Origin of the sequence: Nocardiopsis sp. NPDC058789 (assembly GCF_042745575.1) — a bacterium.
Taxonomy (GTDB): domain Bacteria; phylum Actinomycetota; class Actinomycetes; order Streptosporangiales; family Streptosporangiaceae; genus Nocardiopsis; species Nocardiopsis eucommiae.
Window position 1 is genome coordinate 93,566 of record NZ_JBHYOW010000008.1, and the last position, 23,896, is coordinate 117,461.

The following is a 23,896-nucleotide window of genomic DNA, read 5'->3' on the forward strand; positions in this document are numbered from 1 at the left end:
GCCGGAGCGGTCCGTCCCCTGACGTCCGCCCGAGTCGCCCCCTCCTCGTTCGTGCCCGCTGAGAGGCGGGCACTTATTCGACCCACGCCTGTGAGTGAGTGCTCACACAATGGCTGTTTTCGACACCGTCGCCTCGCCCCGCAGCGGTCCGCAACCCCGCGAACGACCCCCGACCCTGAGAGGCGACGCCATGACAACGACCCCCGAGACCCGCGCCGACGCACCCGGCGGGACCGGACCCACCACGGGGACGGCCCTCGTCTCCACCCTGGTGCTGACCACCGCGACCCTCGTCGCCGCCCTGGTCATCTCCGGGGGAGTCAACCCGGTGCAGGTCTCGCTGGCCCTCCTGCCCCTGGTCGCCGCCCTGGGCTACTGGCGAGGTGCCCGCTGGGCCCCGGTCACGGCGGTCCTGTCCGTCCTCCTCCTGCTCCCCATGCGCGTGGTGGAGCTCTCCTTCGACCTCTCCCGGCCCGGGGACGCCGTCCCCTTCGCGGTGGCCGTGTTGACCGTCCTCGCCGCCGGAACCGTCCTGACCACCGCCGTGCTGGACCGGTCCGCACGGAGGAGGCCCTCGCCCCGCCGCGCCGTGACCGGTGCCGTCCTCGGCGCGGCACTGGGCGCCGTGCTCGGACTCGGTCTGGTCCTCGCCAGCCCGCAGCCCGACGACACCGGCGGCCTCAGCGACGAGGAGATCGCCGCTCTGCCCACCGTGGACATGGTCAACTTCCGCTTCGAACCCGGCCAGCTCCGGGTGGCGGAGGGCCAGCCCATGGCCTTTCGGTTCACCAACCACACCGACAGGTCGCACAGCTTCGCCGTCGAGGCGCTGGGTATCGACACCACCGTCCCCAGCGGCCGGACCCGCACGGTGGTCGTCGAGGCCGACGCCGGGACCTACCCGTTCGTCTGCACCGTCGGCGACCACGAGGGGAGCGGGATGGTCGGGAGCCTGGTCGTGGTCGGTGACGGACGCGCGGACGCCACCGGTGGTGAGGACACGGCGGACACCGAGCGCACCCCGGGGACCGGCCATGACCACTGACCCCCGGCTCCTGCGGCGCAGGGCCTTCCTCACCGCCGCCGGTGCGGCGGTCGCCGGGGCGGCCGCCCTGCCCGTCCTGCTCCGCGCGGGCGGCCCGGACCTGCCCACCGACCGCCCCGAGCTGCCGGACCTGCCCGAGATTCCCCTGACCACCGACGCCGACGGGGTCCGTGTCGCCCGCCTGGTCGCGGAGTCGACCGGCACCGGGCTGGCCTACAACGGCACGAGCCCGGGCCCCCTGCTGAGGGTGCGCGAGGGCGACACCGTCCGGGTGGAGTTCACCAACACCGTCGACGCGCCCAGCAGCCTGCACCTGCACGGACTTCCCCTCACCCCCGAGGTCGACCAGCCGCTGCACCACGTGTCGCCGGGGGAGTCCCACACCCAGGAGTTCCCGGTCGCGGAGGGCTGCGCGGGCACCCACTGGTACCACCCGCACGCCCACGGGGACGTGGAACGCCAGCTCCTGGCCGGGCTGGCCGGGCCGATCGTCGTGGAGGGGCCCCTCGACCGGGAGGTCCCCGCGCTGGCGGCGGCCGACGACCGGCTGGTGATGTTCACCCGCGCGGGCCGCGACGTCGTGGCCAACGGGGTGGACCAGCCCCGGATCACCGCGCGCTCAGGGCTCACCCGGCTGCGGCTGCTCAACTCCACCGCTGGAGACCACCTGCTCCTGGGATGCCTGCGCGAGGACGGCTCGGCGGTCCCGACGCACCTGGTCACCACCGACGTCGGCCCGGTCGAACACCCCAGGGAGGTCGAGGAGGTCCTGCTCGCCCCCGGTGAGCGGGCCGAGGTCCTCGTGGAGACCGTGGAGGCGGGGCGCCTCGCCCTCGTCCGCCTCCCCTACTCGGTCTACGGGCCCGGTGGGGAGACCAACGAGGAGAGGACCCTGGCGGTCGTGGAGGTGCCCGCGGGGCACGCCCCCATGCCCCCGCCCGACCGTCTGCTGCCGGTCGAGGAGCTGGACCCCGCGGACGCGGTCAGGACCAGGCAGGTGGTCTTCGGCGCCACCCCCGACGGGTCCTTCACGATCGACGGACGGATCTTCGACATGGACCGGGTGGACGCGGAGGCGCGGCTGGACACCCTGGAGATCTGGGAGGTGGTCAACGAGCACGGCAGCGACCACCCCTTCCACCTGCACAGCTACCCGGTGCAGGTGCTGGACCGGGACGGGGTGCCCGAGCCCTACCGGGCCTGGCGGGACACCGTGAACGTCCCGGCCGGGTCGACCGTGCGCCTGCTCGTGCCCTTCCGGCACGGCGCGGGCCGGACCGTCTACCACTGCCACATCCTCAACCACGAGGACCTGGGCATGATGGGCGTCCTGGAGGTCACCGGGTGAGGTCGGGGACCGGCGCGCCGCCGGTCCCCGACCCCGCCGTCAGCCCCCGACGAAGTCCGCCAGGTGCTGACCGGTGAGCGTGGAGCGGTCCGCGACGATCTGCGCCGGGGTGCCCTCGAAGACCACCCGGCCACCGTCCTGGCCCGCCCCCGGGCCGAGGTCGATGATCCAGTCGGCGTGCGCCATCACCGACTGGTGGTGCTCGATCACGATCACCGACTTCCCGGAGTCCACCAGCCGGTCCAGCAGGCGCAGCAGGTGGTCGACGTCGGCCAGGTGCAGGCCGGTGGTCGGCTCGTCCAGGACGTACACGCCGCCCTCCTCGGCCATGTGGACGGCCAGCTTGAGCCGCTGCCGCTCACCGCCGGACAGCGTGGTGAGCGGCTGACCCAGGCGCAGGTAGCCCAGTCCCACGTCGGCCAGCCGGTCCAGGACCCTCCGCGCGGCGGGGGTCCGTGCCTCACCCTCCCCGAAGAACCCGGCCGCCTCGGTCACCGACATCGCGAGTACCTCGCTGATGTCGCGTCCGCCCAGGCGGTACTCCAGCACCGAGGGGTCGAACCGCCTGCCGTCGCACTCCTCGCAGGTGGAGGCGATGCTGGCCATGAACCCGAGGTCGGTGTAGACGACGCCGACACCCTTGCAGACCGGGCAGGCACCCTCGGAGTTCGCGCTGAACAGCGCGGGCTTGACCCCGTTGGCCTTGGCGAACGCCTTGCGGACCGGTTCGAGCAGCCCGGTGTAGGTCGCCGGGTTGCTGCGCCGCGAGCCACGGATGGGGCTCTGGTCGACGGCCACCACCCCCGCCTCCGCGGCCGAGGCCCCCTCGACCAGCGACCCCCGCACGAGGGAGCTCTTGCCCGACCCGGCCACCCCGGTGACCACCGTGAGCACCCCCAGCGGGATGTCCACGTCCACGTCGCGCAGGTTGTGCGTGTCCGCGCCGCGGACCTCGAAGCGGCCGGTGGGGACGCGCACCTCCTCCTTGAGGGCGGCCCGGTCGTCGAGGTGGCGCCCGGTGGTGGTGCCGCTGCTCCGCAACCCCTCGACCGTGCCCTCGAAGCACACGGTGCCGCCCTCCGCGCCGGCGCCCGGACCCAGGTCCACGACGTGGTCCGCGATCGCGATGGTGTCCGGTTCGTGTTCCACCACCAGCACCGTGTTGCCCTTGTCGCGCAGCCGCAGCAGCAGCCGGTTCATCCGCTCCACGTCGTGCGGGTGCAGCCCGGCGGTGGGCTCGTCGAAGACGTACGTGGTGTCGGTGAGCGAGGACCCCAGGTGGCGGATCATCTTCGTACGCTGGGCCTCACCGCCCGACAGCGTCCCGGCCGCCCGGTCGAGCGAGAGGTAGCCCAGCCCGATCTCCACGAACGAGTCCAGGGTGCGGCGCAGCGCCTCCAGCAGGGGAGCGGCGGACGGCTCGTCCAGGTCCCGCACCCACGCGGCGAGGTCGCTGATCTGCATCGCGCACACCTCGGCGATGTTCACCCCGCCGATCCGCGACGACCGGGCCGCCTCGCTGAGCCGCGTCCCGCCGCAGACGGGACAGTCGGTGAAGGTCACCGCGCGCTCCACGAACGCCCGGATGTGCGGCTGCATCGCCTCCTTGTCCTTGGACAGGAACGACTTGCGGAGTTTGGGGATCAGACCCTCGAAGGTCAGGTTCGACTTCTCGACCTTCACCTTGACCGGCTCGTGGTGGAGGAAGTCCCGCATCTCCTGCTCGGTGTACTCGCGGATCGGCTTGTCGGGATCGAAGAAGCCCGACGCCTTGTAGGTCCGCACGGTCCACCAGTCGTCCGACTTCCAGCCGGGGATGGTGAACGCCCCCTCCGACAGCGACTTGGAGTCGTCGTAGAGCTCACGCAGGTCGAAGTCGGTGACCTTGCCCCGGCCCTCGCAGTTGACGCACATGCCGCCGGTACGGGTGAAGGTCTGCCGCACCGTCTTCTGGTCGCCGCGCTCCACCGTGATGGCGCCACTGGCCCGGACCGAGGCGACGTTGAAGGAGAACGCCTGCGGGGAGCCGACGTGCGGCTGTCCCAGGCGGCTGAAGAGGATGCGCAGCATCGCGTTGGCGTCGGTGGCGGTGCCCACCGTGGAGCGCGGGTCGGCGCCCAGACGTTCCTGGTCGACGATGATCGCGGTGGTCAGCCCGTCGAGCACGTCCACGTCAGGGCGGGGCATGGACGGCATGAACCCCTGCGCGAAGCTGCTGTAGGTCTCGTTGATCATCCGCTGCGACTCGGCGGCGATCGTGCTGAACACGAGCGAGCTCTTGCCCGACCCGGAGACTCCGGTGAACACCGTCAGACGGCGTTTGGGGATCTCGATGCCGACGTCCCGGAGGTTGTTCTCCCGGGCCCCGTGCACCCGGATCAGTTCGTGGACGTCCGCCGGATGCGGCGCGGTCGGCTCCCCGACGGTCAACGGTCCTCCTTGATCCGGACCAGGTTGCCGGCCGGGTCGCGGAAGGCGCAGTCACGGACGCCGTAGGGCTGTTCGGTGGGTTCCTGGACGACCTCGGCGCCCTTCGCCACCATCTCCTCGAAGGTGGAGTCCAGGTCCGGGGTGGCCAGGTTCAGGAAGGCGTAGGTCCCCTTGGCCATCATCTCGGTGATGACCCGGCGCTCCTCGTCGGTGACCCCGGGATCGGCCACCGGGGGCTCCAGGACCACGGAGGTGTCGGGCTGCCCCACCGGCCCCACCGTGATCCAGCGCATCCCCTCGTACCCGACGTCGAGGCGGACCTCGAACCCGAGGACGTCCCGGTAGAAAGCCAGCGAGGCCTCCGGGTCGGTGTGCGGCAGGAAACTGGCGTTGATCTTGATGTCCATGCTGGTCACACTACGACTGGCCGGGACGCCGCGCTTCTTGATTCCTGATCGGTCTGGTGACCTGTCGGACCACGCACGAGGGCATGCCCTCCGCCTCGCCCACGGCCTGTCGGCGGTAGGTGCTGGGAGGCACCCCGACCAGCTCGGTGAAACGGGTGCTGAAGGTGCCCAGGGAGGAGCAGCCGACCTCGAAGCACACGTCGGTGACGCTGAGGTCGCCACGGCGCAGCAGCGCCATGGCGCGCTCGATGCGCCGGGTCATGAGGTACGAGTACGGCGATTCGCCGTAGGCCCGCCTGAACTCGCGACTGAGGTGCCCCGCCGACATGTGGGCGTCCCTGGCGAGCTGTTCGACGTTCAGGGGCAGCGCGTACTCCCGGTCGATCCGGTCGCGGACGCGCCGCAGACGCGTGAGGTCACTCAGGTGCCTGTCGGAGGCGGATCCACTGGTCACGGGACTCATCGTGCCACGGGGTGACGACGGACTCCAGACGACCCGACGGAGGGGGCTTCCGGTCCCCGTGGAACCCGCCACGGGGCGGGGCCCGACACGCTATCTTGCCAGTCGTAACCAATGGATCACGTTCGGTCACGGGCAGCCGGGCCGGACCCCGAAGGAGGCAACCGATGCGAGCGGCCCTGATGTACGGCGCCGGTGACGTACGGGTGGAGAACGTGCCCGATCCGGAGCTCGTCGATCCCGCCGACGCCCTGGTGCGCGTGGTGCGCACGTGCGTGTGCGGCAGCGACCTGCACGCCTACCGGGGCATGCCCGCCTCCGAGGAGGGGGTCCGTGCCGGGCACGAGTTCGTCGGCGTCGTGGAGGAGACCGGACCCGAGGTCACCTGGGTCCGGCCCGGAGACCTCGTGGTGTCCCCGTTCTCCTACGCCGACCACACCTGCGGACTGTGCCGGGAGGGACTCCACACCTCCTGCGCGAACGGGGGGCTGCTCAGCGGCGCCCAGGCCGAGGTGGTCCGCGTCCCCCAGGCCCAGGGCACGCTGGTCCGGCTGCCCGTGCGGGAGGAGTCCGCTCTGCTGCCCTCGCTCCTGACCCTGGCCGACGTCTACCCCACCGGTCACCACGCCGCCGTGACCGCCGGGGTCGGACCCGGCACCTCGGTCACCGTCGTCGGGGACGGTGCTGTGGGCCTGCTGTCCGTGCTCGCCGCCAGGAGGAGGGGCGCCGAGGAGATCATCCTCATGGGCCGCCACAAGGACCGCACCGACCTGGGCCGGGAGTTCGGGGCCGTCGAGGTGGTCGCGGAGCGCGGTGAGGAGGGCGTGGAGCGGGTCCGGGAACTGACCCGGGGCGAGGGCACCCACACGGTGATCGAGGCCGTCGGCCAGCTGGACGCCTACGAGACGGCTCTGGGCGTGGCCCGCGTCGGCGGCACCGTCAGCCGCGTGGGCCTGCCCCAGTACGAGCGGGGACCGATCGGGATCTCGGCGATGTTCGCCGCGAACGTCACCCTCACCGGCGGCCCCGCCCCCGCGCGCGCCTACATCGAGGAACTGCTCCCCGACGTCCTGGAGGGGAACGTCCACCCGGGCCTGGTCTTCGACCACGCCTCCGACCTCGACGGCGTCTCGGAGGCCTACCGGCTGATGGACCAGCGCGAGGTCCTCAAGGTCCTCGTCCAGCCCTGACACGACGGGACCCGAGGGGGCGCGCCGAGTCCCCTCGGGCCGGTGCCCCGGGGAGGTTCACCTCCGGGGCACCGGCGGCCGGGGTCAGGCGTCGACGGACCGCCGATCGCCGATGCTCACGGCCAGGTCGAACGCGTTCTGCACCGACCCGGTGTTGGCCACGCCCCGCCCGACCACGTCGAAGGCGGTGCCGTGGGCGGGTGTGCAGATCGGGACCGGGAGCCCGCCCGCGATGGTGACCCCTCCGTCGAACCCCATCAGCTTCATGGCGATCTGGCCCTGGTCGTGGTACATGGTCAGGACACCGTCGAACTCACCGCTCCTGGCGCGCAGGAAGATGGTGTCCGAGGGGAACGGACCCTTGACGTCCAGCCCCTGACCCGCGAGATCGGCGACGGCGGGACCGATGACGTCGATCTCGTGGCGGCCGAACCTGCCGCTCTCCCCGGCGTGCGGGTTGAGCGCGCACACGCCGATCCTCGGGGAGTCCAGCCCGGAGCCGCGCAGTACCTGGTCGAGCAGGAGACCGGCCTCCACCACGTTGTCGCGTGTGATGCCCGAGTGCACGTCCGCGATGGACACGTGTGAGGTCACGCGCGCGGTCCACAGGCCGGGCAGGACGTTGAGCTCGGAGGTGAAGGATTCGACTCCCAGCACCTCCTCGAACCAGCGCAGCTCGTCGTTCTCCGTCATTCCGGCCAGGTGCAGGGACGACTTGTTGAGCGGCGCGAAGAGGATGGCGTCCACCCGGCCGTCCTTGGCCATGTCGAGGGCGACGGCGAGGTTGGCCAGTGCCCATCTGCCACCCGCCTCGGTCGCCGCGCGGCGCTCGAAGCCGCCCTCGCTCCCGGCGGGGCGGGCGGCCCCGTTGTCGTACAGGACCGGAAGCCCGCTTCCGGCGTCGCCGTACTCGATCGCGACCCCGGCGTCCTCGCCCGCCGACCGCAGCTCCTCAGGGTCGGAGACGAGCACGATGTCGGCGGCCCCGGTGTTCTCGGGGCGGGAGAGCAGCTTCGCGATCAGTTCGGGTCCGACCCCCGCCGGGTCCCCCAGGGTGATCGCGACGCGGGGGCGGGGCTGCGAAGAAGTGGTCATGACTGCCTTTCTGGCGGTGGGGGCTGGTGAGCGGTGTCGGCGCCGTCGTTCGCGGCGTGGCCGTCGGTGGAGCCCGAGGTCTCCGCCTCGGTGATCCCGGTGGTGTCGGTGTCGTCGTGGCCGTTGGCACCGCCGTCTCCCCGGCGCGCGGACCGGAGCGCCCTCACGGCCGCCGGGCCGACGATCAGCAGCAGGGCCACCCCGAGGATGGCGAGCGCGGTGCCGCTGGAGGCGAGCAGGGGCAGGACCGAGCCCTCGCCCAGCGCCGAGGTCTGCACCAGCGCGGTCTCGAAGAGAGGGCCGATGACCAGGCCGAGCACGAGGGGCGCCACGGGGAGGTTGAGCCGCTTCATCGCGTAGCCCACGAAGCCGAACACGATGACGATCCACACGCTCAGCATGCTGTTCTTGATCGAGTAGGCGCCGACCAGGCTCGTGACGATGATCAGCGGGTAGAGGATCGAGTACCTGATCCGCAGGAGCTGGGCGAAGACCGGTGCCAGCGGCAGGTTCAGCAGGAGCAGGATGGCGTTGCCGATGAAGAACGAGGCCAGCAGGCCCCAGACGAGCGTGGGCTGGTTCTCGAAGAGCAGCGGCCCGGGTTGGATGCCGTACACCAGGAAGGCGCCGAGGAGGACGGCGGTGGTGGCGCCACCGGGGACCCCCAGGACCAGCGTCGGGATGAAGTTGGCGTTGGACCCCGAGCTGGTGGCCGCGTCGGGGGCGACCACACCCTCGATCGCTCCCGTTCCGAGCTGGGCGCGGTTCCGGGAGAACCGCTTCTCGACTCCGTAGGCCATGAAGGAGGCGAGGGTGGTCCCCGCTCCGGGCAGGCAGCCGAGGACGAACCCGACGAGGGTGCCGCGTGCCGTGGCCGGGGCCGAGCGGCGGAGGTCCTCCCGGGTGAGGAGCAGGTCGCGGAAACGCGCGCGGATGGGGGTGGCCATGCCCCGGTGGAGCTGGTTGAGGAGCTCCCCGATGGCGAAGAGCCCGATCATCACCTCGACGTAGGGCAGACCGCCGAACAGGCCCACCTGGTCGAAGGTGTACCGGGGTGTCCCCGAGCCGACGTCGACCCCCACGCTGGAGATCAGGACCCCGACCAGGCCCAGGGCGGCGCCCATCAGGAGGTTGCCCCCGGAGAAGACCACGATCGTGCAGAGACCGAGGGCCATCACGGCGAGGATCTCGGGCGGGCCGAAGCCGAGGGCGATGTCGGCGAAGATCGGTGCCAGCGTGGTCAGGGCGATCAGCGCGACGAACGCCGCCGTGAACGAACCGATCGCGGAGATGGCCAGGGCGGGTCCCGCCCGTCCGGCGCGCGCCATGCGGTAGCCGTCGAAGGTCGAGACCACTGAGGACGCCTCGCCGGGTGTGGCGACCAGGATGGCGGTGGTCGTGGCTCCGAACTGCGAGCCGTGGTAGATGCCCGCGAGCATGATGAGCGCGGTGAGCGGGTCGAAGGTGAGGGTGACCGGGATCAGGATGGCCACGCCCGTGGCTGACCCGAGGCCGGGCAGGATGCCGATGACCGTGCCGAGAAGGACGCCCACGAAGCACCAGAAGAGGTTCTCCGGAGTGAGCGCGGCGCTGAAACCGACGACGAGGTTGTCGATCACGGGGCGCTCCACAGGGTCGGGTCGAAGACGCCGAGGGGAAGGGGGACCCTCAGGAGTACGACGAACAGCAGGTAGCACACGACCAGGACGCCGACGGACGCGGTGAGCGCGACGGGCCAGCGCAGGCGTTCGACGCCGATGGTCAGGAACAGGGTCAGGACGGCCAGTGCGGGCAGGATGCCCAGGAAGGGGATGAGCGCACCGGTGCAGACCAGGGCCGCCGAGACGACGGCCAGCTTGCGGCGGATCGCCCGCAGTTCCTCGGCGGAGTGCCCGGAGTCCTCCTCCACGTGGCCGTCGCCCCGCAGGACCGTCCCGGTGCGCGCCTCCCGGTACAGGAGCACGACCCCGATGACGGCCAGGGCCAGACCGGCCACGCGGGGCAGCGCCCCCGGACCGACGGTCCCGTCCTCAGCGGTGAAGGGGTAGGCGAACGAGCCGAGGAGGAAGAGCGCGCCGAGGACCGACAGCGCGGCGTGCGCGGCGAGGACCGAGGGCCGGGCCCTGGTCGCGCCGCCGGTCCCCGCACTCGCGGGGAGGGGTGTGGCGTCGCCGCTCACTGGAACACCTCCGCCATCTGCTCGTCGTGTTCCGCCAGGTACTCCTCGAACTCCTCACCGGCGAGGACGGCCGGGATGAGGAGGTCGTCCCTGATGTAGTCGTGGTAGGTGTCGGACTCCATGGCCTCGAGGATCGAGTCGATCCAGTAGTCCCGCTGGACCGGGGCGATCCCGTCGGGGGCCAGGACACCGCGCCAGATGGTGACCTCGGCGTCCAGGCCCTGTTCGACGGCGGTGGGCACGTCGCCCAGCACGGGGTCGTCGTACCGCTCCTCGCTGAGCGTGCACAGCGCCTTGAAGTCGCCGCTCTCCACGTAGGGCTTGGCGGAGGCGGCGCTGGCCGGAGCCACCTCGATCTGGCCGCCGAGCAGTCCGGTGAGGACTTCGCCGGTGGATCCGTAGGGCACGACGGAGAACTGTCCGCCGCTCCGCTCGAACTCCGCCGTGACCAGGGAGTCGGCGCCGGTCCGGCCGCTCGACCCGGTCTTGACCGTCTGGTCCTGGCTGGCCTCGATCAGTTCGGCGCAGGTCTCGTAGGGGGCGTCACTGGAGGCGACGACCATCCGTGAGTCCTGGGCGAACATGACCAGAGGGGTGAAGTCGCGGTAGGTGAAGGGCACGTCGTAGACGAGGGGCAGGGTGTTGAGGGCGCTCTCGGCCACGAGCAGCGCGTTGCCGTTGCCCTGCTCGGACATGAAGGTGGCCCAGCCGACCGCGCCGGAGCCCCCCTCCCTGTTCTCCACGTTGACGTTGAACCCGGCGTCGAGGTCGTTGAGTGCCTCGGCCACGACGCGGGCGGAGCGGTCACTGCCGCCGCCGGGGGCGAAGGCGACGAGTGCGGAGACCGAACCCCGGGGGGTCCAGTCGTCGGGGGGAGCGGGGCTGGCGTTCAACACCGTGCATCCCGCGAGCAGGATGCAGGCGCTTGGCGCTGCCAGTGCCATGCGCGGTGATGGCTTCATGTCAGGCCCTCTTGCGTCCGGGGGGTGGAGGAGCTCTCTGACGCGCAACCAGCACGACATCAAAGATCCTATTGGATATCGGACCAAGCTAGGTGTCTGACACAGGAATGACAAGGGGGCGAAACAAAATCGAACGAACACGGGACGGCGGTGGGGGGCCCCCCCCGGGGGGGGGGGCCCCCCCCCCCCGCCCCCCCGGGGGGGCGCCCCACACCCCCGCCCCCCCCCGCCCCCGCTCAACCGCGCGGGGTGGGGGGCGCCGCCGGCGGGGGCGCGGGGCGGGGTCGGGCGGGCGGCCCGCCCGCCGCGCGCGGCCCCCCCCCGCCCCTCGCTGACCGCTCCTGAGTGACGCCGAACGGGGAGACGTCCTCGCGGCTCGGTCAGCGGGTGAAGTCGTCCGCGCCGCGCCCGGGACCGTGGTCGAACTCGCGCGAGGGCTCGTCCGCGGGCACCGGCGGGTAGGTGGGGCGGTCCTGGACGGGCACCGTGCGCGTGCCGATCTCCAGGCCCCGGGACAGCATCACTCCCGTGACCGCGTTGCGCAGGTCGGGGAGCATCGCGTACAGCACGTCACCGGGGCACGCGGTCGCGTTGAAGTCCCGGTGCCCGAGGATCGCCTCCTGCGGGTTGAGGCCGTAGGCGCCGCACAGCCAGGCCAGGGTGGCCACCAGGGAGTCGGTCAGGGCCTGGGTGGGGCCCTCGTCCATGTAGGTGCCCTCGTTCTCGATACCGACGCACGTGCTGTTGTTGTTGGCCACGTGCGCGCCCACACAGTGCTGGCCCTCGCGCACGGCCGGGACGGCGCGGTCGCGGCCCTCCATGATGTGGCCGCCGCGGCTGATGGTGAACTGCTGGCCCGCGTCGGACCAGCCGTTGCTGTCCATGTGGAAGTTCTGGATGGACCGGGACAGGGCCAGCGCGTGCGCCTCCGAGTGGTCGGCGCTGTTGGGGGTCGCGGTGTGGTGCACGACCACGAAGCTGGGCGGTTCGGCCAGGACCTGGATCGGGCTCGACGGGGGCCGGGCGCCCCAGTCGGCCCGGAAGTACATCGCCGGTTCGGCCGCGGCCGAGGAGGTGTCGGCGTGTGCGGTGGAGACGCCGAACGCGCCTCCGGCCAACGCCGCGCCGGAGGCGACGGCCGCGCCTCGAAGGACCGCGCGCCGGTCGGGTCCGTGTCGCTGTGGCATGGGGGAAACCCTTCTGCGTGGGAGCCGGTTACTTGCCAGTTCACAACTGAACATGGACGGCTCGCCGTGCGCCAAGGGGGCACATCAGAGAAATCGCTGTCCGATTTCGGACAAAATGTAAACCCCTTACCCCTCTGTTCAGAAAGAGAACTCCGGGATAAGGGGTGAGCCTGGACACTGGTGTGATTCGTGGGTCCCAGGAGGTGGTCAGGCGACCTTCGCGGGCTCCCCGGCGCCGGTCCCCCGCGCCCCGTCCGCGCGCTCGGCGGGATCGGTCAGTCGGCCGGTCCGGTGCAGCCACCAGTCGGCGGGAAGCGTGCCCAGGGGAGGGATGGACGCGGCCAGCGCGACCAGGGTCGGCCACACGCCCCAGCGCAGGCGGTACGCGGCGAACAGGGTCACCGCCACGTAGACCATGAACGCGCCGCCGTGCACGGGGCCGAAGATCTGCACGCCCAGTTCGCTGCCGTTGCCGAGGTACTTGACGTACATGCCGACGAGGAGTCCGGCCCAGGTGAAGGCCTCGAAGACGGCCACCACGCGGAAGGTTCGGGCGGTCAGGGTCGTGATGCTCAACGGGGTTCCTCGGGCTCGTCGCTGTGCGGGGAGGGTCCCGGGGTGCCCCGGGCCGCAACCAGGCTAGGTCACCCCTGGCGGAACCCGGTTTCGCCCCCCACCGTCGACGCCTCGGCTAGCCTTGTTCTTGCTCCGCAGGGCGCACCCGCTACGGGCTCGCGGGGCGATCAACGCGGAGAAGGGCGACCGGCTCGGGCTGACGAGGACACCGGAGATCACCTGGCTCCACCGGGGCGGGGCCGAGCCCGGCAGCACCGATCTGCTGTTTCGTGCCCCCTGGACCTCCCCGAGGGGGACGGCTTCGTCCACGCGGCGGGGGAGGCGGGCACCCTCAGGCCCGTCGGGGGCTCCTGAAGGAGCGCGGCCTCGTGCGCGACGAGCGACGGCTCCTGGCGTCGCGGCACCTCCCACCTCGACCGCCACGAGGACGACGAGTAAGGTCGAACCCGTGCGTATCCAGGTGCGTTGCCCCGTGGACGACGAACGGCTCTCCCACCTGCACGCCGAGGCGTTCGGGCAGGAGTTCTCCCTGATGCCCTGGTCCGCACGGCTCGAACGGCACAGCCGCTCCTGGGTCGGAGCCTTCGACGACGGGCTACTGGTGGGCTTCGTCCACGCGGTGTGGGACGGGGGAGCGCACGCCTTTCTCCTGGACACCGCCGTCGTTCCCGCCCACCAGCGTCGCGGAGTTGGTGGTCGCGTCGTCGGGGCGCTCATCAGTGACCTGCGAGAGTCGGGCATCGAGTGGCTGCACGTCGACTACGAACCCCATCTTGAGGGCTTCTACGAGGCCTGCGGTTTCCGTCGTACCCGCGCCGGGCTGCTCCGGCTCTCGAAGTGAGGGCGCTGGCTGGTTCTCTTCGTTGTAGTCAGCAGAGGAGAGAAGCTGGGTTCTCTCCCCTGGGATGAGGGCGGGGTGGTCAGCTGGGCCGCACTCGCCGGGCTCTGCGTCGATCGTCTTGCGTGTCGCGGCTGTTCAATGCCACGAACGAAATGCGGCGGCGAGGGAAACAGCACCCCAGGCCCGCGCTCATCGGGACCCGTGTCGCGGCCGGTCAATCACCCGAACGCACATTACATAACACACCCACGCGGATTTTGAGGGTTATCCACAGCCCCTTTTCTGGAAAAGAAACCTGGCATTCCAGGTCGCATTCTCCCTTCCCTTCCATTCCCCTCTCTCCAATTCACGCATACAATGGAAGCATGACTTTCTCTCCTTTGTGCGGCGCGGTCACGGCGGGACGCTCTCCCGCCGTGGTCGCGATGCGCCACGCGAGGGAAGAGCTCACCCGCACCCTGGCCGACACCCCTCCGGCCGGTGCGGTCGCTGGAGTATTGGACGACATCTGTCACCTCTGGCAGGACATGGACCAGGCCAAACTCGCGATGCTGCTGCGCCTGGCCCAGATCCAGGCCACCGGCAACCTCCTCGAAGTCGGCGGACAGCGCACCCTGGCCGGATGGATCACCCAAGCCCTGGGCACCAATCCAGCCGAAGCTCGTTCCCTGGCCCGAGTGGCCGAGGCCCTGTTCAACGAACAGCTTCCCGAAACCCGTAAAGCCCTGGACGAGGGTGTGCTTTCCCTGGGGGAAGCGGCTGCGATCGCCAAGGTCGTGGAAGCGTCCACCGCCACCCGGAACACAACCGAGTTCCCCGATGCGGACGAATTCCGGGCGTTGATGGATGCCGGGCTCATGGCCGCCAAAGCCGACAACCCCGCCCTGTCCGCTGCCCAACTCACCCAACTCGGCAAGCGCGTCTCCATCCGACTTCACCCCGCCTTGGCGGAGGATGAGTACAAGAAGGCCTACGATGCCCGCCGCCTGGACGTGGTGCGTAGCTTCGAGGGTTCCTTCTACCTCCAGGCCTGGGGCCCCGAGGTGGACGCCGAACTGCTGGAGAAAGCGGTGGGGGCGTTCACCACACCCCACAATCCCGGGCACCCGGAGCAGTCCAGGGCCGAACGTTCCTACGACGCGTTCATGCGCATGGTCAGGTCCGCGCTGGGTCACCAGAACTGCACCAAGCCTCCGGGGCCGCTCGCGATGATCAACGTCACCGTGCCCTTGGACGTCTACACCGGCCGACGCACCAACCTCGCTCCTGGCCAGCCCACCGGTAACACGGGTGGCGCCTCGACGCAGGACGGGATGGTGCTGGCCATGGAAGCCGTGCACACCATGGCCCCGGGCAGTGTGCTGCGGCGAGTGATCACTGACCCCGCCACCGGCAAGCCCCTGGACGTGGGACGGGGGATGCGCAACGCTCCCGAGCAGATCCGCGCCGTCGCCCACCATGGGCGCACCACCTGCGCCTGGCCCCAGGGGTGCGACGTCCCGATCAGCGCTACTGAGGCCGATCACATCACCAGCTACTCCCGGGGCGGTCAAACCAGCGCCGGGAACATCCAGCCGCTGTGCTCGACCCACAACCGGCTCAAATGGCGCCGGGAGAACAACCCCCACCGAGCCACCTGGAAGGGCCGCCCGGCCCATCAGCCACCAGACCCGCCACCGAAACCAGAACCACCCCCACGCGAATGAAGGACCAAGGCCCTACTCCCGCACGCCCAGACCCCAGCACCAAGACACCCGTATGCCCTGCCCCCCTCTCGCTCCACCAGTCACACACCCACACCACAGAGAAGAAGGCCGACCATGAATCACCCTTCCCCACCGCGCAGAAGCTCTCGCTGGCCCTGCCATCGCTGCTGTCGGAACGTGGTCGGCCTCCATCCCCACCCACCCCGCGGAGACCACATACCCAGTACCCAACCCGCCCTCGCCGCCGTAGTTCCGATGGCAGGCGTGACCAGCCGCGATCTCGCCCCGATCACCAGAGGCCTGGGGTCCTGCCCTCCTTTGCCGCCGCTGTTGCGCTGGCACGCGCGACCAGCCGCGACACGAATCCCGGCAGGCACAGGCGTGGAGGAACGCATCGCACTCGCATTAGGCTCACACGTGACAGCTACCGTAATGAGTGGTGCCGGATTTGTCTGTTTCTCGACAAGTTGGAAAAACGAGCACTTGCCGCCGGTAAGTTCGCAGGTCAAAAAGTCTGCTCCCCGCGCACGCGGGGATGGACCCGCCGGGACGGTGGGGACCTCACGGCCTCCGGAGTCTGCTCCCCGCGCACGCGGGGATGGACCCAGCCGGGGCCATGCGCTCACTACTCATCCAGTCTGCTCCCCGCGCACGCGGGGATGGACCCCCGTGGATGGCGGCCAGCATCGAGAACGGCGGCTGCTCCCCGCGCACGCGGGGATGGACCCACGACGAACCGGTAGCGGCGGCGCTTGTCCACCTGCCTCCCCGCGCACGCGGGGATGGACCCGCGCCCCTGCGCGACTACGGGGTTCGGCCCCGCTGCTCCCCGCGCACGCGGGGATGGACCCGCCAGAGCAGGCCCTGACCCGAATACCTGAGCGCTGCTCTCCGCGCACACGGATAGTGGATTGGTTAGGGGAATGGCGCAAGTACTCGGGATAGGGCCTTCTCGCCTGCGGGTTTCCAGGTGGGCTTGCCACCGGGGAGGCCCTGGTCCCCGGCGCGGCCGATCTGGATGAGGACGAGACTCCGGAGGAGGGCCCAGCCCCGGGCGCGGAGGACGGTGGCCTCGTCGGCGGGATACTCCGCGAAGAACGCGTCGGCCGAGCCGTCGGGGAGCAGGACCCACGCGGCGGCGAGGTCGGTGGCCGGGTCTCCCGCACAGAGCTCACCGAAGTCCAGGACCCCGGCGAGGGCCCCCTCCCTGTTGACGACGTTGGCCGGGTGCAGGTCCGCGTGCAGCCACACCGGGGGCAGGTGCCAGGCCGGTGCGTCCGCCACCGCCTGCCAGACCTCCAGAATCCCGTCCATGTGCGCGGGATCCGCGATCCCCCGTGCGTACTCCTCGAGGTCCTCGACGGCCTCGCGCGGGTGCCCCCCGCGCAAGGGGTTGAGCGGGACCTCCTCCGGGGCGGTCCGGTGGAGCTCGGTCAGGAACGCGGCCAGGGCCCGGGTCCCTCGGGTGACGGGGGCGAGGTCGGCCGGGTGTCCGCTCACCCAGGTGGTGACCGACCAGAGGTTCGGGAAGCGCGCGGAGGGGGCGCCGAGGCGCATCGGAACGGGCACGGGCAGCGGCAGGCGCGGGGCCAGGTCGGGCAACCACCGGTGTTCCGCGCGCAGGAGCTCGGGCGCGCGCGGCGAGCGGGGCATCCGGACCGCGAGGTCCTCTCCCAGGCGCCACATCCGGTTGTCCCAACCGCCCTCCACCTCGCGCAGGGCGAGCCCAGAGAGATCCGGGTGCTGCTCTTCGAGCAGGGTTCGCACGAGTGCCTTCTCGTCCACGGTGGACCTCCTCGGGACCACTGTAGGGGGCGGCTGCCGCCGCCCCCCGGACATCAGTGGACGGGGACGGCCCCGGGCTCCACACCGGCCTCGGACCGGCGCACCAGGAAGGTCGCGAAGAACGCCAGGGTGGCGATGACCGCGCCCAGCATGAACGCCGTGTGGATCCCGCCCGCCTCGGCGACGACGGCGTCCGCCCCGTCGCCCAGCTGGCTGGCGGCGACGGCGGACATCACGGCGATGAACGTCGCGGTGCCTGCGGCGCCCGCCACCTGCTGCACGGTGCCCACCACGGCGCTGCCGTACGAGTACAGCGAGGGCCGCAGGGAGCCGAGCGCACCGGTGAGCAGCGGGGTGAACATGAGTCCGAGCCCGACGCTGAGCGCCATGTGCGCGGCGACGACGTAGCCGAGCGGGGTCTCCGTGCCGAAGAGGGTCATGCTCCACATCACCAGGGCGACCACGCCCGCGCCCGGGGTGACCAGGGGGCGCGGTCCGAAGCGGTCGTAGAGGCGACCCACGAACGGGGCCAGCAGCCCCATCACCAGGCCGCCGGGCAGCAGGGTGAGTCCGGTCGCGAGCGTGTCGTGGCCGAGCACGTTCTGCATGTAGAGCGGCAGCAGGATGATCGTGCCGAACAGCGCCATGAAGCTGACGAGGACCAGCGCGATGGAGATCGAGAACTGGCGGGACTGGAACACCCGCAGGTCGAGCAGGGCCCGCTCCTCCCTCTGGAGCCCGATCTGGCGCCACACGAACAGCACGAGTGCCACGGAGCCCACGAGGAGCGCCGCCCACGGCGGGACGGCCGCGTCGGCGTCGGCGGCCTTGCCCAGGCTGGAGAAGCCGTAGACCAGACCACCGAAGGCGAACGCGGAGACGATCACCGAGAGCACGTCGATCCGGGCGGCGCGCGGCTCGGTGACGTTGCGGATGAAGGCCGCGCCCAGGCCGAGCGCGAGAAGGGCGATCGGCAGCACGAGACCGAACAGCCAGCGCCAGTCCAGCACGCTCAGGATGAGGCCGGACAGGGTCGGGCCGACGGCGGGGGCCACCGCCATGACGATGGAGATGTTGCCCATCACGCGTCCCCGGCGGTCGGACGGGACCGTGTTGAGGATGGTCGTCATGAGCAGGGGCATCATGATCGCGGTTCCGCTGGCCTGCACGATCCGGCCGAGCAGGAGGACCGTGAAGTTCGGGGCGAGGAAGCAGATCAGGGTGCCGAGGCTGAACAGGGTCATCGCGGCGATGAACACCTGCCGCAGGTGGAACCTCTGCAGCAGGAACCCGGTCACGGGGATGATCACGGCCATCACGAGCATGAAGGCCGAGGTCAGCCACTGCCCGGTGGAGACCGAGATGCCGAGGTCGCGGTTGAGCGCGGGCAGGGCCACGCCCATGATCGTCTCGTTGAGGATGACGACGAACGCCGAGACCAGGAGGAGCGGGATGACGAGTCGGGTCGCGCGCTGGTCCGCGACCTCGTCGGAGTGTGTCACGTCGGGTTGCCTGGTCACGTACTTCCTTGCGCGCTTGGGATGGCCTGGATCCGGGGGATGAGCGGGGGTGCGGGCTGTTCCGTCGAACGGTCAACCCCGCTGGTCACGGGAGTATTCCGGTGGAGAGGGGATATTCCGCCGCGAACGCCACTGTGGCTTCCAGGTTAGGCGACGGAACGTCCCGTCTCGCCCCATTTTTGCGCGCTGTGCAACCGCGGGGCCGACTCGGCGGTGTGCCCTTCCCCACAGCGGTCAGGCCAGTCCGCAGGCCCGCGTCGCGAACGACCACACGGCCGCGCCCACCACCGGGTCGACGCTCCTGCGGCCCGGGCCGCCGGTGCCGTGCGACCCCGCGCCCTCCACTCCGGCGACCCCGCCGGACAGGGCCGGTTCACCGCGCAGTCCACCGCGGGGGCCGTGGAACTGGCCGCTCAGGGCCTCGGGGGCGGTGGCCGCGTACACGGCGGGCAGCGCGCCGCGGTCGATCCCCTGGGCCCACGGGTACTGGAGCCGGTCCAGGGCCGTGGGCCGGGGCGGGGTGAAGAGCGTTCCGGCGCTCGGTGCGAGCGCCGGCAGGGAGTAGCCGGGGTGCGCGACCAGGCTCCGTACCGTCGACCCGCGTGCGGCCAGTCGTCGGTGCAGTTCGAACCCGAGCGCGTGGGTGACGAGTTTGGACTGCGCGTAGGCCCGCCACGGTGAGTACCCGTGCTCCAGTTCGAGGTCGTCGGGGGCGGGGCGCACCAGTTTGGCGCTCATCGATCCCATCCAGACGACGCGACCGGAGGACCGCTCCAGCGACTCCAGCACCTCGTGGGTGAGCGCGAGGTGGCCGAGCGCGTTGGTGGCCAGGGTCAGTTCGTGCCCGTCCGCGCTGACCTCGCGCCGGGCCGGTCCGCCCACGAGTCCGGCGTTGTTGACCAGGGCGTCCAGCCGTGGGAGTCGGGCGAGCACGGCACCGGCCTCCCTGGCGCTGGTCAGGTCGGAGGTGTCGATCCGCACCACCCGTGTGCTGGCCCCCCGGACCTCGTCACGCAGGGCGGTCGCGACCCGCTCACCGCGTCGGGTGTCGCGGCAGAGCAGTACGACGTCGGCTCCGGCCCGGGCGAGGAACAGGGTGATCCACAGTCCGATCCCCGAGCTCGCCCCCGTCACCGCGATCGTGCGTCCGTCCATGTTCGGTGCCTGCCAGCCCATGTGCTCGTTCTCCTTCCGTGGGGGATTCTCGGCTCCCGGCAGGATGTCAGGTCAGAAGCCGGTCCAGGTGTTCGCGCAGTGTGCGTTCGGCCTCCGCCGCGCTCAGGCCGCCGATCAGCACGCGCATGGACAGGCCGTCGGCGGTGGCCATGAGTCCCCGTGCCGAGGAGCGGGGATCGGGGAGGTCGGGCGCGATCCCGGCGAGGAGACGGGCGGCCTCGGCCTCCTCGCCGTCCTTGGCCTCGGCCAGCAGGCGGGCGAGAGCCGGGTGGTGGACCCCGGCGGCCACGTACTGGTGGAACACGGACACGCCGGCGCGGGCCGTCTCGGCCCGGGGGATGGGGTGCGCGACCAGTTCCCAGAGGACCGCGCGGTCGTCGGCCCCGCGGGTGGAGTCGTCGTGGAGCCGTTCGGCGCTCGACAGCATCGCCTCCAGGCTGGCCTGGAGGAGCTCGTCCTTGCTCCGGAACCAGTACTGGATGCGTCCGACCGAGACCCCGGCGGCCGTGGCGACGTTGCGCATGGACACCGCCCCCATGCCGTTCTCGGCGATCACCCGCCACACGGCGTAAAAGATCTCGGTCCGTCTCTGGTCGGGCTCCGGGTTGCTCATGCCGCCCATCGTACCCCGGTTCAATACGATCGTATTGAGATGGGTGTACGCTCGGAGGAAGTTCAATACGATCGTATTTTCCAGGAGGGGTCATGTCCGACCGGAAGAAGCGCCGTCCCCGACTGCGTCGAGCGCTCCAGGTCCTGGCCGTGCTGGCGGTGGCTTGGTTGGTCGTCGACAAGGCGGTGGCGATCGTCGCGCCCGAGCCCTCCGTGGGGCACTGGCGCAGCGCGGAGGGGTACGCCGCCTACCGCCAGGCCTACGAAGACGTGATGGCGACCCTGCCCGAACCGACCCGGGTCCACGACGTCGCCACCGAGTACGGGTCCGTGCGCGTGTACGAGTGGACGGCCGACGCGGGGGAGGAGGACGCCCCGCCGGTGGTGCTGTTGCCGGGCATCCGGTCCGGAGCGCCGATGTGGGGTGACAACATCCACCACTGGGTCGGCCAGCGCACGCTCCTCGCGATGGACGCGATCGGTGACGCCGGGATGTCGACGCAGTCCACGCCCCTCTCCTCCTTCGACGACCAGGCCGACTGGGTGGAACAGGTGCTCGCGGGGCTGGACCTGGAGCGCGTCCACCTGGTGGGGCACTCCTTCGGCGGGGCCGTCGCCACCGCCCACGCCCTCGAACACCCCGGCCGGGTCGCCTCGTTGACCCTGCTCGAACCGGTGATGGTCCTGCGGGGGCTCCCCGCCTCCACCTACCTGTGGTCCTCCCTGCTGCTGCTCCCGGTGCCGCAGTCGTGGAAGGACCGGGGCATGGCGGAGATCGGCGGCGTTTCGGTCGAGGAGGTGCGCGAGCGCACCCCGATGTCGGTGATGATCGACGAGGGCTCGCGGCACTACGACGCGGTCTCCCTGGTGCCGCGCACCCTCTCGGACGAGGAGTGGCGGTCCATGGCGATGCCGGTCCGGATCGACCTGGCCGACGACGCGTCCCTGGCCGGTGGTGAGGAGGCGTCGGAGCGGGCCCGGGAGCTCGGCTTGGGCCCCGTCACCGTCTGGCCGGAGACCACGCACTCCCTGCCCATGCAGGCCGCCGACGAGCTGGGCGCGGAGCTTCCCGCGTACTGGGCGGAGCACGACGGCTGAGCCCCGCGCGTCAGCCCTCCAGTCTGCCGCGCAGTTCGGCCGCGCCGGCGCCGCGCACCTGGTCCAGGTAGGCGGAGCGACCGGCCATGAGCATGACCAGCGCGAGCAGGGGGCCCTCCACCGTGGGGAGGCCGGGGTCGTTCGTGGTGAAGTCCGCGTCCGTGGCCCGCAGGTGCAGCCCCTTGACCTGGGACCTGCTGTTGACCGCGAAGTCGCGGGAGGCGTAGAACCGGGCCACCTCGGCCACCGCCTCGGGGGCGGGCTCCCGGTCGATTCCCAGCGGGCGGCGGACGTCCTGGCCGTGCACGACCAGTTCCCCCAGCCAGGGCGAGGGGTCTCCGGTGGGCAGCCGAACCGGTTCGCCGCCCTCGGTGCCCAGCGCGGCGAACCTGGCGAGTGTCGCGGCCGGTTCGGACCGGGCGAAGCGCGCGATCTGCCGACGGTTGTGGACCGCGGGGCGAAATCCCGCACGGAGGATCGAGACGATCCACGCGAGTTGGCCCGTGGTCATACCCGCGCCCAGGTGCGCCGTCACCTCGTGCACGGACCACTCGGTGCACAGCGAGGTCCGGCCCCACTGTTCGTCGGTGAGTTCCCGCAGGTCGTTCACCAGTGCCGCGTGCTCGGCGGCGAGCAGTCCCTTGACGTCGGAGGTCTCCATACGCGCACTCTACGGACCGCCGGTGACAGTTCCGGGAAGGAGCGCGGGCCGCTCCACGCCGCCGTGGCGGGACCGACCGCGTCGGGGAGGGGCGCGTTCGTCGGAGACGCCGGGGGAGGGTGTTGCCGCTCACGTTCCGCGCCCCTAAAATGAATGCTGATCATTAAACCGGCGCCCCAGGAGACCCCATGAGCAGTCCCCTCCAGAACTTCGTCAACGGCGCCTTCGTCGACGCCCATGGTCAGGGCCGGATCGACGTCGTCAACCCCACGAACGCGACCACGGTGGCGGTCTCGCCCGTCTCCGACCAGGTCGACGTCGACGCCGCCTTCGACGCGGCGCGGGCCGCCTTCGCCACCTGGAGGCACGTCACCCCGGGCGAGCGGCAGCGGCTGCTGCTCAGGATCGCGGACGCGGTCGAGGCCCACGCGGACGAGATCGTGGAGGCCCAGCACCGCGACACCGGCCAGCCCCGGTGGATGATCTCCCAGGAGGAGGTCGCCATGGGCGTGGACCACCTGCGCTTCTTCGCCGGTGCCGCCCGCACGCTGGAGGGCCGCGCGGCGGCCGAGTACACGGACGGGCACACCTCCTACGTCCGCCGCGAGCCGGTCGGGGTCGTCGCCCAGGTCACCCCGTGGAACTACCCGCTGCTCATGGCGGTGTGGAAGATCGGCCCCGCCCTGGCCGCGGGCAACTGCGTCGTGCTCAAGCCTTCGGACACCACGCCCGAGTCCACCCTGGTCCTGGCCCGGCTGATGGGCGAGATCCTCCCGGCCGGCGTGTTCAACGTCATCCTGGGCGACGCCGGGACCGGTCGTCTCCTGGTGGAGCACCCCGAACCGGCCATGGTCTCCATCACCGGTTCGGTCCGCGCGGGCCGACAGGTCGCCGCCTCGGCGGCCCGGGGGCTCAAGCGCGGCCACCTGGAGCTGGGCGGCAAGGCCCCGGCGGTGGTCTTCGCCGACGCCGACCTGCCCGCGACGGCCCGGGCCCTGGTCGAGTTCGGCACGTTCAACGCGGGCCAGGACTGCACCGCCGTCACGCGGGTCCTGGTCGAGGAGAGCGCCCACGACCGCTTCGTGGAGCTGCTGGCCGAGGCGGCCCGCGGAATCCGCACCGGTGACGCCGACGAGTCCCGCAACGACTACGGGCCGCTCAACAACGCCCGGCACTTCGCGTCGGTCACCGACAAGCTCGGGCGCCTGCCGGAGCACGCCACGGTGGTCACCGGCGGCCGGGCGGTCGAGGGCGACGGCTACTTCGTGGAGCCGACCGTGATCACCGGCGTCCGCCAGGACGACGAGCTGGTCCAGGAGGAGACCTTCGGCCCGGTCCTCACCGTCCAGACCTTCGTGTCGGAGGCGGAGGCCGTGGAGCTCGCCAACGACGTCGACTACGCGCTGGCCTCCAGTGTCTGGACCGCCGACCACGGCGTCGCGATGCGCCTCACCCGGGACCTGGACTTCGGCTGCGTCTGGGTGAACACCCATGTCCTGCTCACGGCGGAGATGCCGCACGGCGGCTTCAAGTCCTCGGGCTACGGCAAGGACCTGTCGCTGTACTCGGTCGAGGAGTACACCCGCGTCAAGCACGTGATGCACGCGCTGGGCTGACC

At 71.2% G+C, this 23,896-nt stretch carries 21 protein-coding genes; 7 read left to right on the top strand and 14 right to left on the bottom strand.

Annotated elements, in window-relative coordinates:
- Positions 1–190 precede the first annotated feature (190 nt).
- Both ACFW3L_RS13645 and ACFW3L_RS13650 read left to right on the top strand, forming a co-directional pair.
- Positions 191–1,045 carry a cupredoxin domain-containing protein gene (locus tag ACFW3L_RS13645; RefSeq protein ID WP_378739962.1) on the top strand — a complete coding sequence of 285 codons (855 nt, stop codon included), beginning with the start codon at positions 191–193 and terminating at the stop codon, positions 1,043–1,045.
- A complete protein-coding gene (locus ACFW3L_RS13650; RefSeq protein WP_378739964.1) occupies positions 1,035–2,393 on the top strand; it encodes a multicopper oxidase family protein in 1,359 nt (452 codons plus the stop codon). Before ACFW3L_RS13645 ends, ACFW3L_RS13650 begins: the two co-directional genes overlap by 11 nt.
- 39 nt (positions 2,394–2,432) lie before the next feature.
- Here the strand turns inward: ACFW3L_RS13650 and ACFW3L_RS13655 are convergent, their stop codons facing one another.
- The 3 genes from ACFW3L_RS13655 to ACFW3L_RS13665 are packed head-to-tail and all read right to left on the bottom strand — an operon-like array spanning position 2,433 to position 5,693.
- Entirely contained in the window at positions 2,433–4,823 is a 2,391-nt protein-coding gene (locus ACFW3L_RS13655; protein ID WP_378739966.1) for an ATP-binding cassette domain-containing protein, read from the bottom strand.
- Entirely contained in the window at positions 4,820–5,230 is a 411-nt protein-coding gene (locus ACFW3L_RS13660; protein ID WP_378739970.1) for a VOC family protein, read from the bottom strand. The genes ACFW3L_RS13655 and ACFW3L_RS13660 overlap by 4 nt, the downstream gene beginning before the upstream one ends.
- Before the next feature lie 10 nt (positions 5,231–5,240).
- Entirely contained in the window at positions 5,241–5,693 is a 453-nt protein-coding gene (locus ACFW3L_RS13665; RefSeq protein ID WP_378739972.1) for a helix-turn-helix transcriptional regulator, read from the bottom strand.
- Between the two features lie 164 nt (positions 5,694–5,857).
- On the opposite strand from ACFW3L_RS13665, the gene ACFW3L_RS13670 reads away from it, so the two are divergent.
- A complete protein-coding gene (locus tag ACFW3L_RS13670) occupies positions 5,858–6,880 on the top strand; it encodes an alcohol dehydrogenase catalytic domain-containing protein (RefSeq protein WP_378739974.1) in 1,023 nt (340 codons plus the stop codon).
- 84 nt (positions 6,881–6,964) lie between these two features.
- Here the strand turns inward: ACFW3L_RS13670 and ACFW3L_RS13675 are convergent, their stop codons facing one another.
- The 6 genes from ACFW3L_RS13675 to ACFW3L_RS13700 form a co-directional block, all read right to left on the bottom strand.
- Complete coding sequence (locus ACFW3L_RS13675; protein WP_378739976.1) at positions 6,965–7,975, bottom strand: 4-hydroxythreonine-4-phosphate dehydrogenase PdxA; 1,011 nt, start codon at positions 7,973–7,975, stop codon at positions 6,965–6,967.
- The gene (locus ACFW3L_RS13680) at positions 7,972–9,594 is read right to left on the bottom strand and encodes a tripartite tricarboxylate transporter permease (protein WP_378739978.1); all 1,623 of its coding nucleotides are present in this window, start codon (positions 9,592–9,594) and stop codon (positions 7,972–7,974) included. Before ACFW3L_RS13680 ends, ACFW3L_RS13675 begins: the two co-directional genes overlap by 4 nt.
- Positions 9,591–10,154 carry a tripartite tricarboxylate transporter TctB family protein gene (locus ACFW3L_RS13685; protein ID WP_378739980.1) on the bottom strand — a complete coding sequence of 188 codons (564 nt, stop codon included), beginning with the start codon at positions 10,152–10,154 and terminating at the stop codon, positions 9,591–9,593. Before ACFW3L_RS13685 ends, ACFW3L_RS13680 begins: the two co-directional genes overlap by 4 nt.
- Entirely contained in the window at positions 10,151–11,098 is a 948-nt protein-coding gene (locus ACFW3L_RS13690; RefSeq protein ID WP_378739982.1) for a tripartite tricarboxylate transporter substrate binding protein, read from the bottom strand. The genes ACFW3L_RS13685 and ACFW3L_RS13690 overlap by 4 nt, the downstream gene beginning before the upstream one ends.
- Before the next feature lie 398 nt (positions 11,099–11,496).
- On the bottom strand, positions 11,497–12,303 hold the full coding sequence (locus tag ACFW3L_RS13695; RefSeq protein WP_378739984.1) for a peptidoglycan recognition family protein: 807 nt from the start codon (positions 12,301–12,303) through the stop codon (positions 11,497–11,499).
- A gap of 207 nt (positions 12,304–12,510) precedes the next feature.
- Positions 12,511–12,879: a DUF3817 domain-containing protein gene (locus ACFW3L_RS13700; RefSeq protein ID WP_378739986.1), complete on the bottom strand. Its 369-nt coding sequence runs from the start codon at positions 12,877–12,879 to the stop codon at positions 12,511–12,513.
- A 448-nt stretch (positions 12,880–13,327) separates the two neighbouring features.
- Between ACFW3L_RS13700 and ACFW3L_RS13705 the strand changes: the two genes are divergently transcribed.
- Positions 13,328–13,720 carry a GNAT family N-acetyltransferase gene (locus ACFW3L_RS13705; protein ID WP_378739989.1) on the top strand — a complete coding sequence of 131 codons (393 nt, stop codon included), beginning with the start codon at positions 13,328–13,330 and terminating at the stop codon, positions 13,718–13,720.
- 365 nt (positions 13,721–14,085) lie between these two features.
- Positions 14,086–15,426 carry a DUF222 domain-containing protein gene (locus ACFW3L_RS13710; protein WP_378739991.1) on the top strand — a complete coding sequence of 447 codons (1,341 nt, stop codon included), beginning with the start codon at positions 14,086–14,088 and terminating at the stop codon, positions 15,424–15,426.
- Between the two features lie 915 nt (positions 15,427–16,341).
- Here the strand turns inward: ACFW3L_RS13710 and ACFW3L_RS13715 are convergent.
- From ACFW3L_RS13715 to ACFW3L_RS13730, 4 genes are all read right to left on the bottom strand, one after another.
- The gene (locus ACFW3L_RS13715) at positions 16,342–17,211 is read right to left on the bottom strand and encodes an aminoglycoside phosphotransferase family protein (protein WP_378739993.1); all 870 of its coding nucleotides are present in this window, start codon (positions 17,209–17,211) and stop codon (positions 16,342–16,344) included.
- 53 nt (positions 17,212–17,264) lie between these two features.
- Positions 17,265–18,731, bottom strand: coding sequence for an MDR family MFS transporter (locus ACFW3L_RS13720; protein WP_378739995.1), 1,467 nt, complete (start codon positions 18,729–18,731; stop codon positions 17,265–17,267).
- A 234-nt stretch (positions 18,732–18,965) separates the two neighbouring features.
- The gene (locus ACFW3L_RS13725) at positions 18,966–19,907 is read right to left on the bottom strand and encodes an SDR family NAD(P)-dependent oxidoreductase (RefSeq protein WP_378739997.1); all 942 of its coding nucleotides are present in this window, start codon (positions 19,905–19,907) and stop codon (positions 18,966–18,968) included.
- 46 nt (positions 19,908–19,953) lie between these two features.
- Positions 19,954–20,520, bottom strand: a complete 567-nt coding sequence (locus ACFW3L_RS13730) for a TetR/AcrR family transcriptional regulator (protein WP_378739999.1) — start codon at positions 20,518–20,520, stop codon at positions 19,954–19,956.
- 92 nt (positions 20,521–20,612) lie between these two features.
- Here ACFW3L_RS13730 and ACFW3L_RS13735 point away from each other — a divergent pair, with 92 nt between their 5' ends.
- Positions 20,613–21,617, top strand: coding sequence for an alpha/beta fold hydrolase (locus ACFW3L_RS13735; protein WP_378740001.1), 1,005 nt, complete (start codon positions 20,613–20,615; stop codon positions 21,615–21,617).
- Between the two features lie 10 nt (positions 21,618–21,627).
- Here ACFW3L_RS13735 and ACFW3L_RS13740 read toward each other — a convergent pair whose 3' ends face one another.
- Positions 21,628–22,278, bottom strand: coding sequence for a maleylpyruvate isomerase family mycothiol-dependent enzyme (locus ACFW3L_RS13740; protein WP_378740003.1), 651 nt, complete (start codon positions 22,276–22,278; stop codon positions 21,628–21,630).
- Between the two features lie 188 nt (positions 22,279–22,466).
- On the opposite strand from ACFW3L_RS13740, the gene ACFW3L_RS13745 reads away from it, so the two are divergent.
- Entirely contained in the window at positions 22,467–23,894 is a 1,428-nt protein-coding gene (locus tag ACFW3L_RS13745) for a gamma-aminobutyraldehyde dehydrogenase (RefSeq protein WP_378740005.1), read from the top strand.
- Positions 23,895–23,896: the final 2 nt, after the last annotated feature.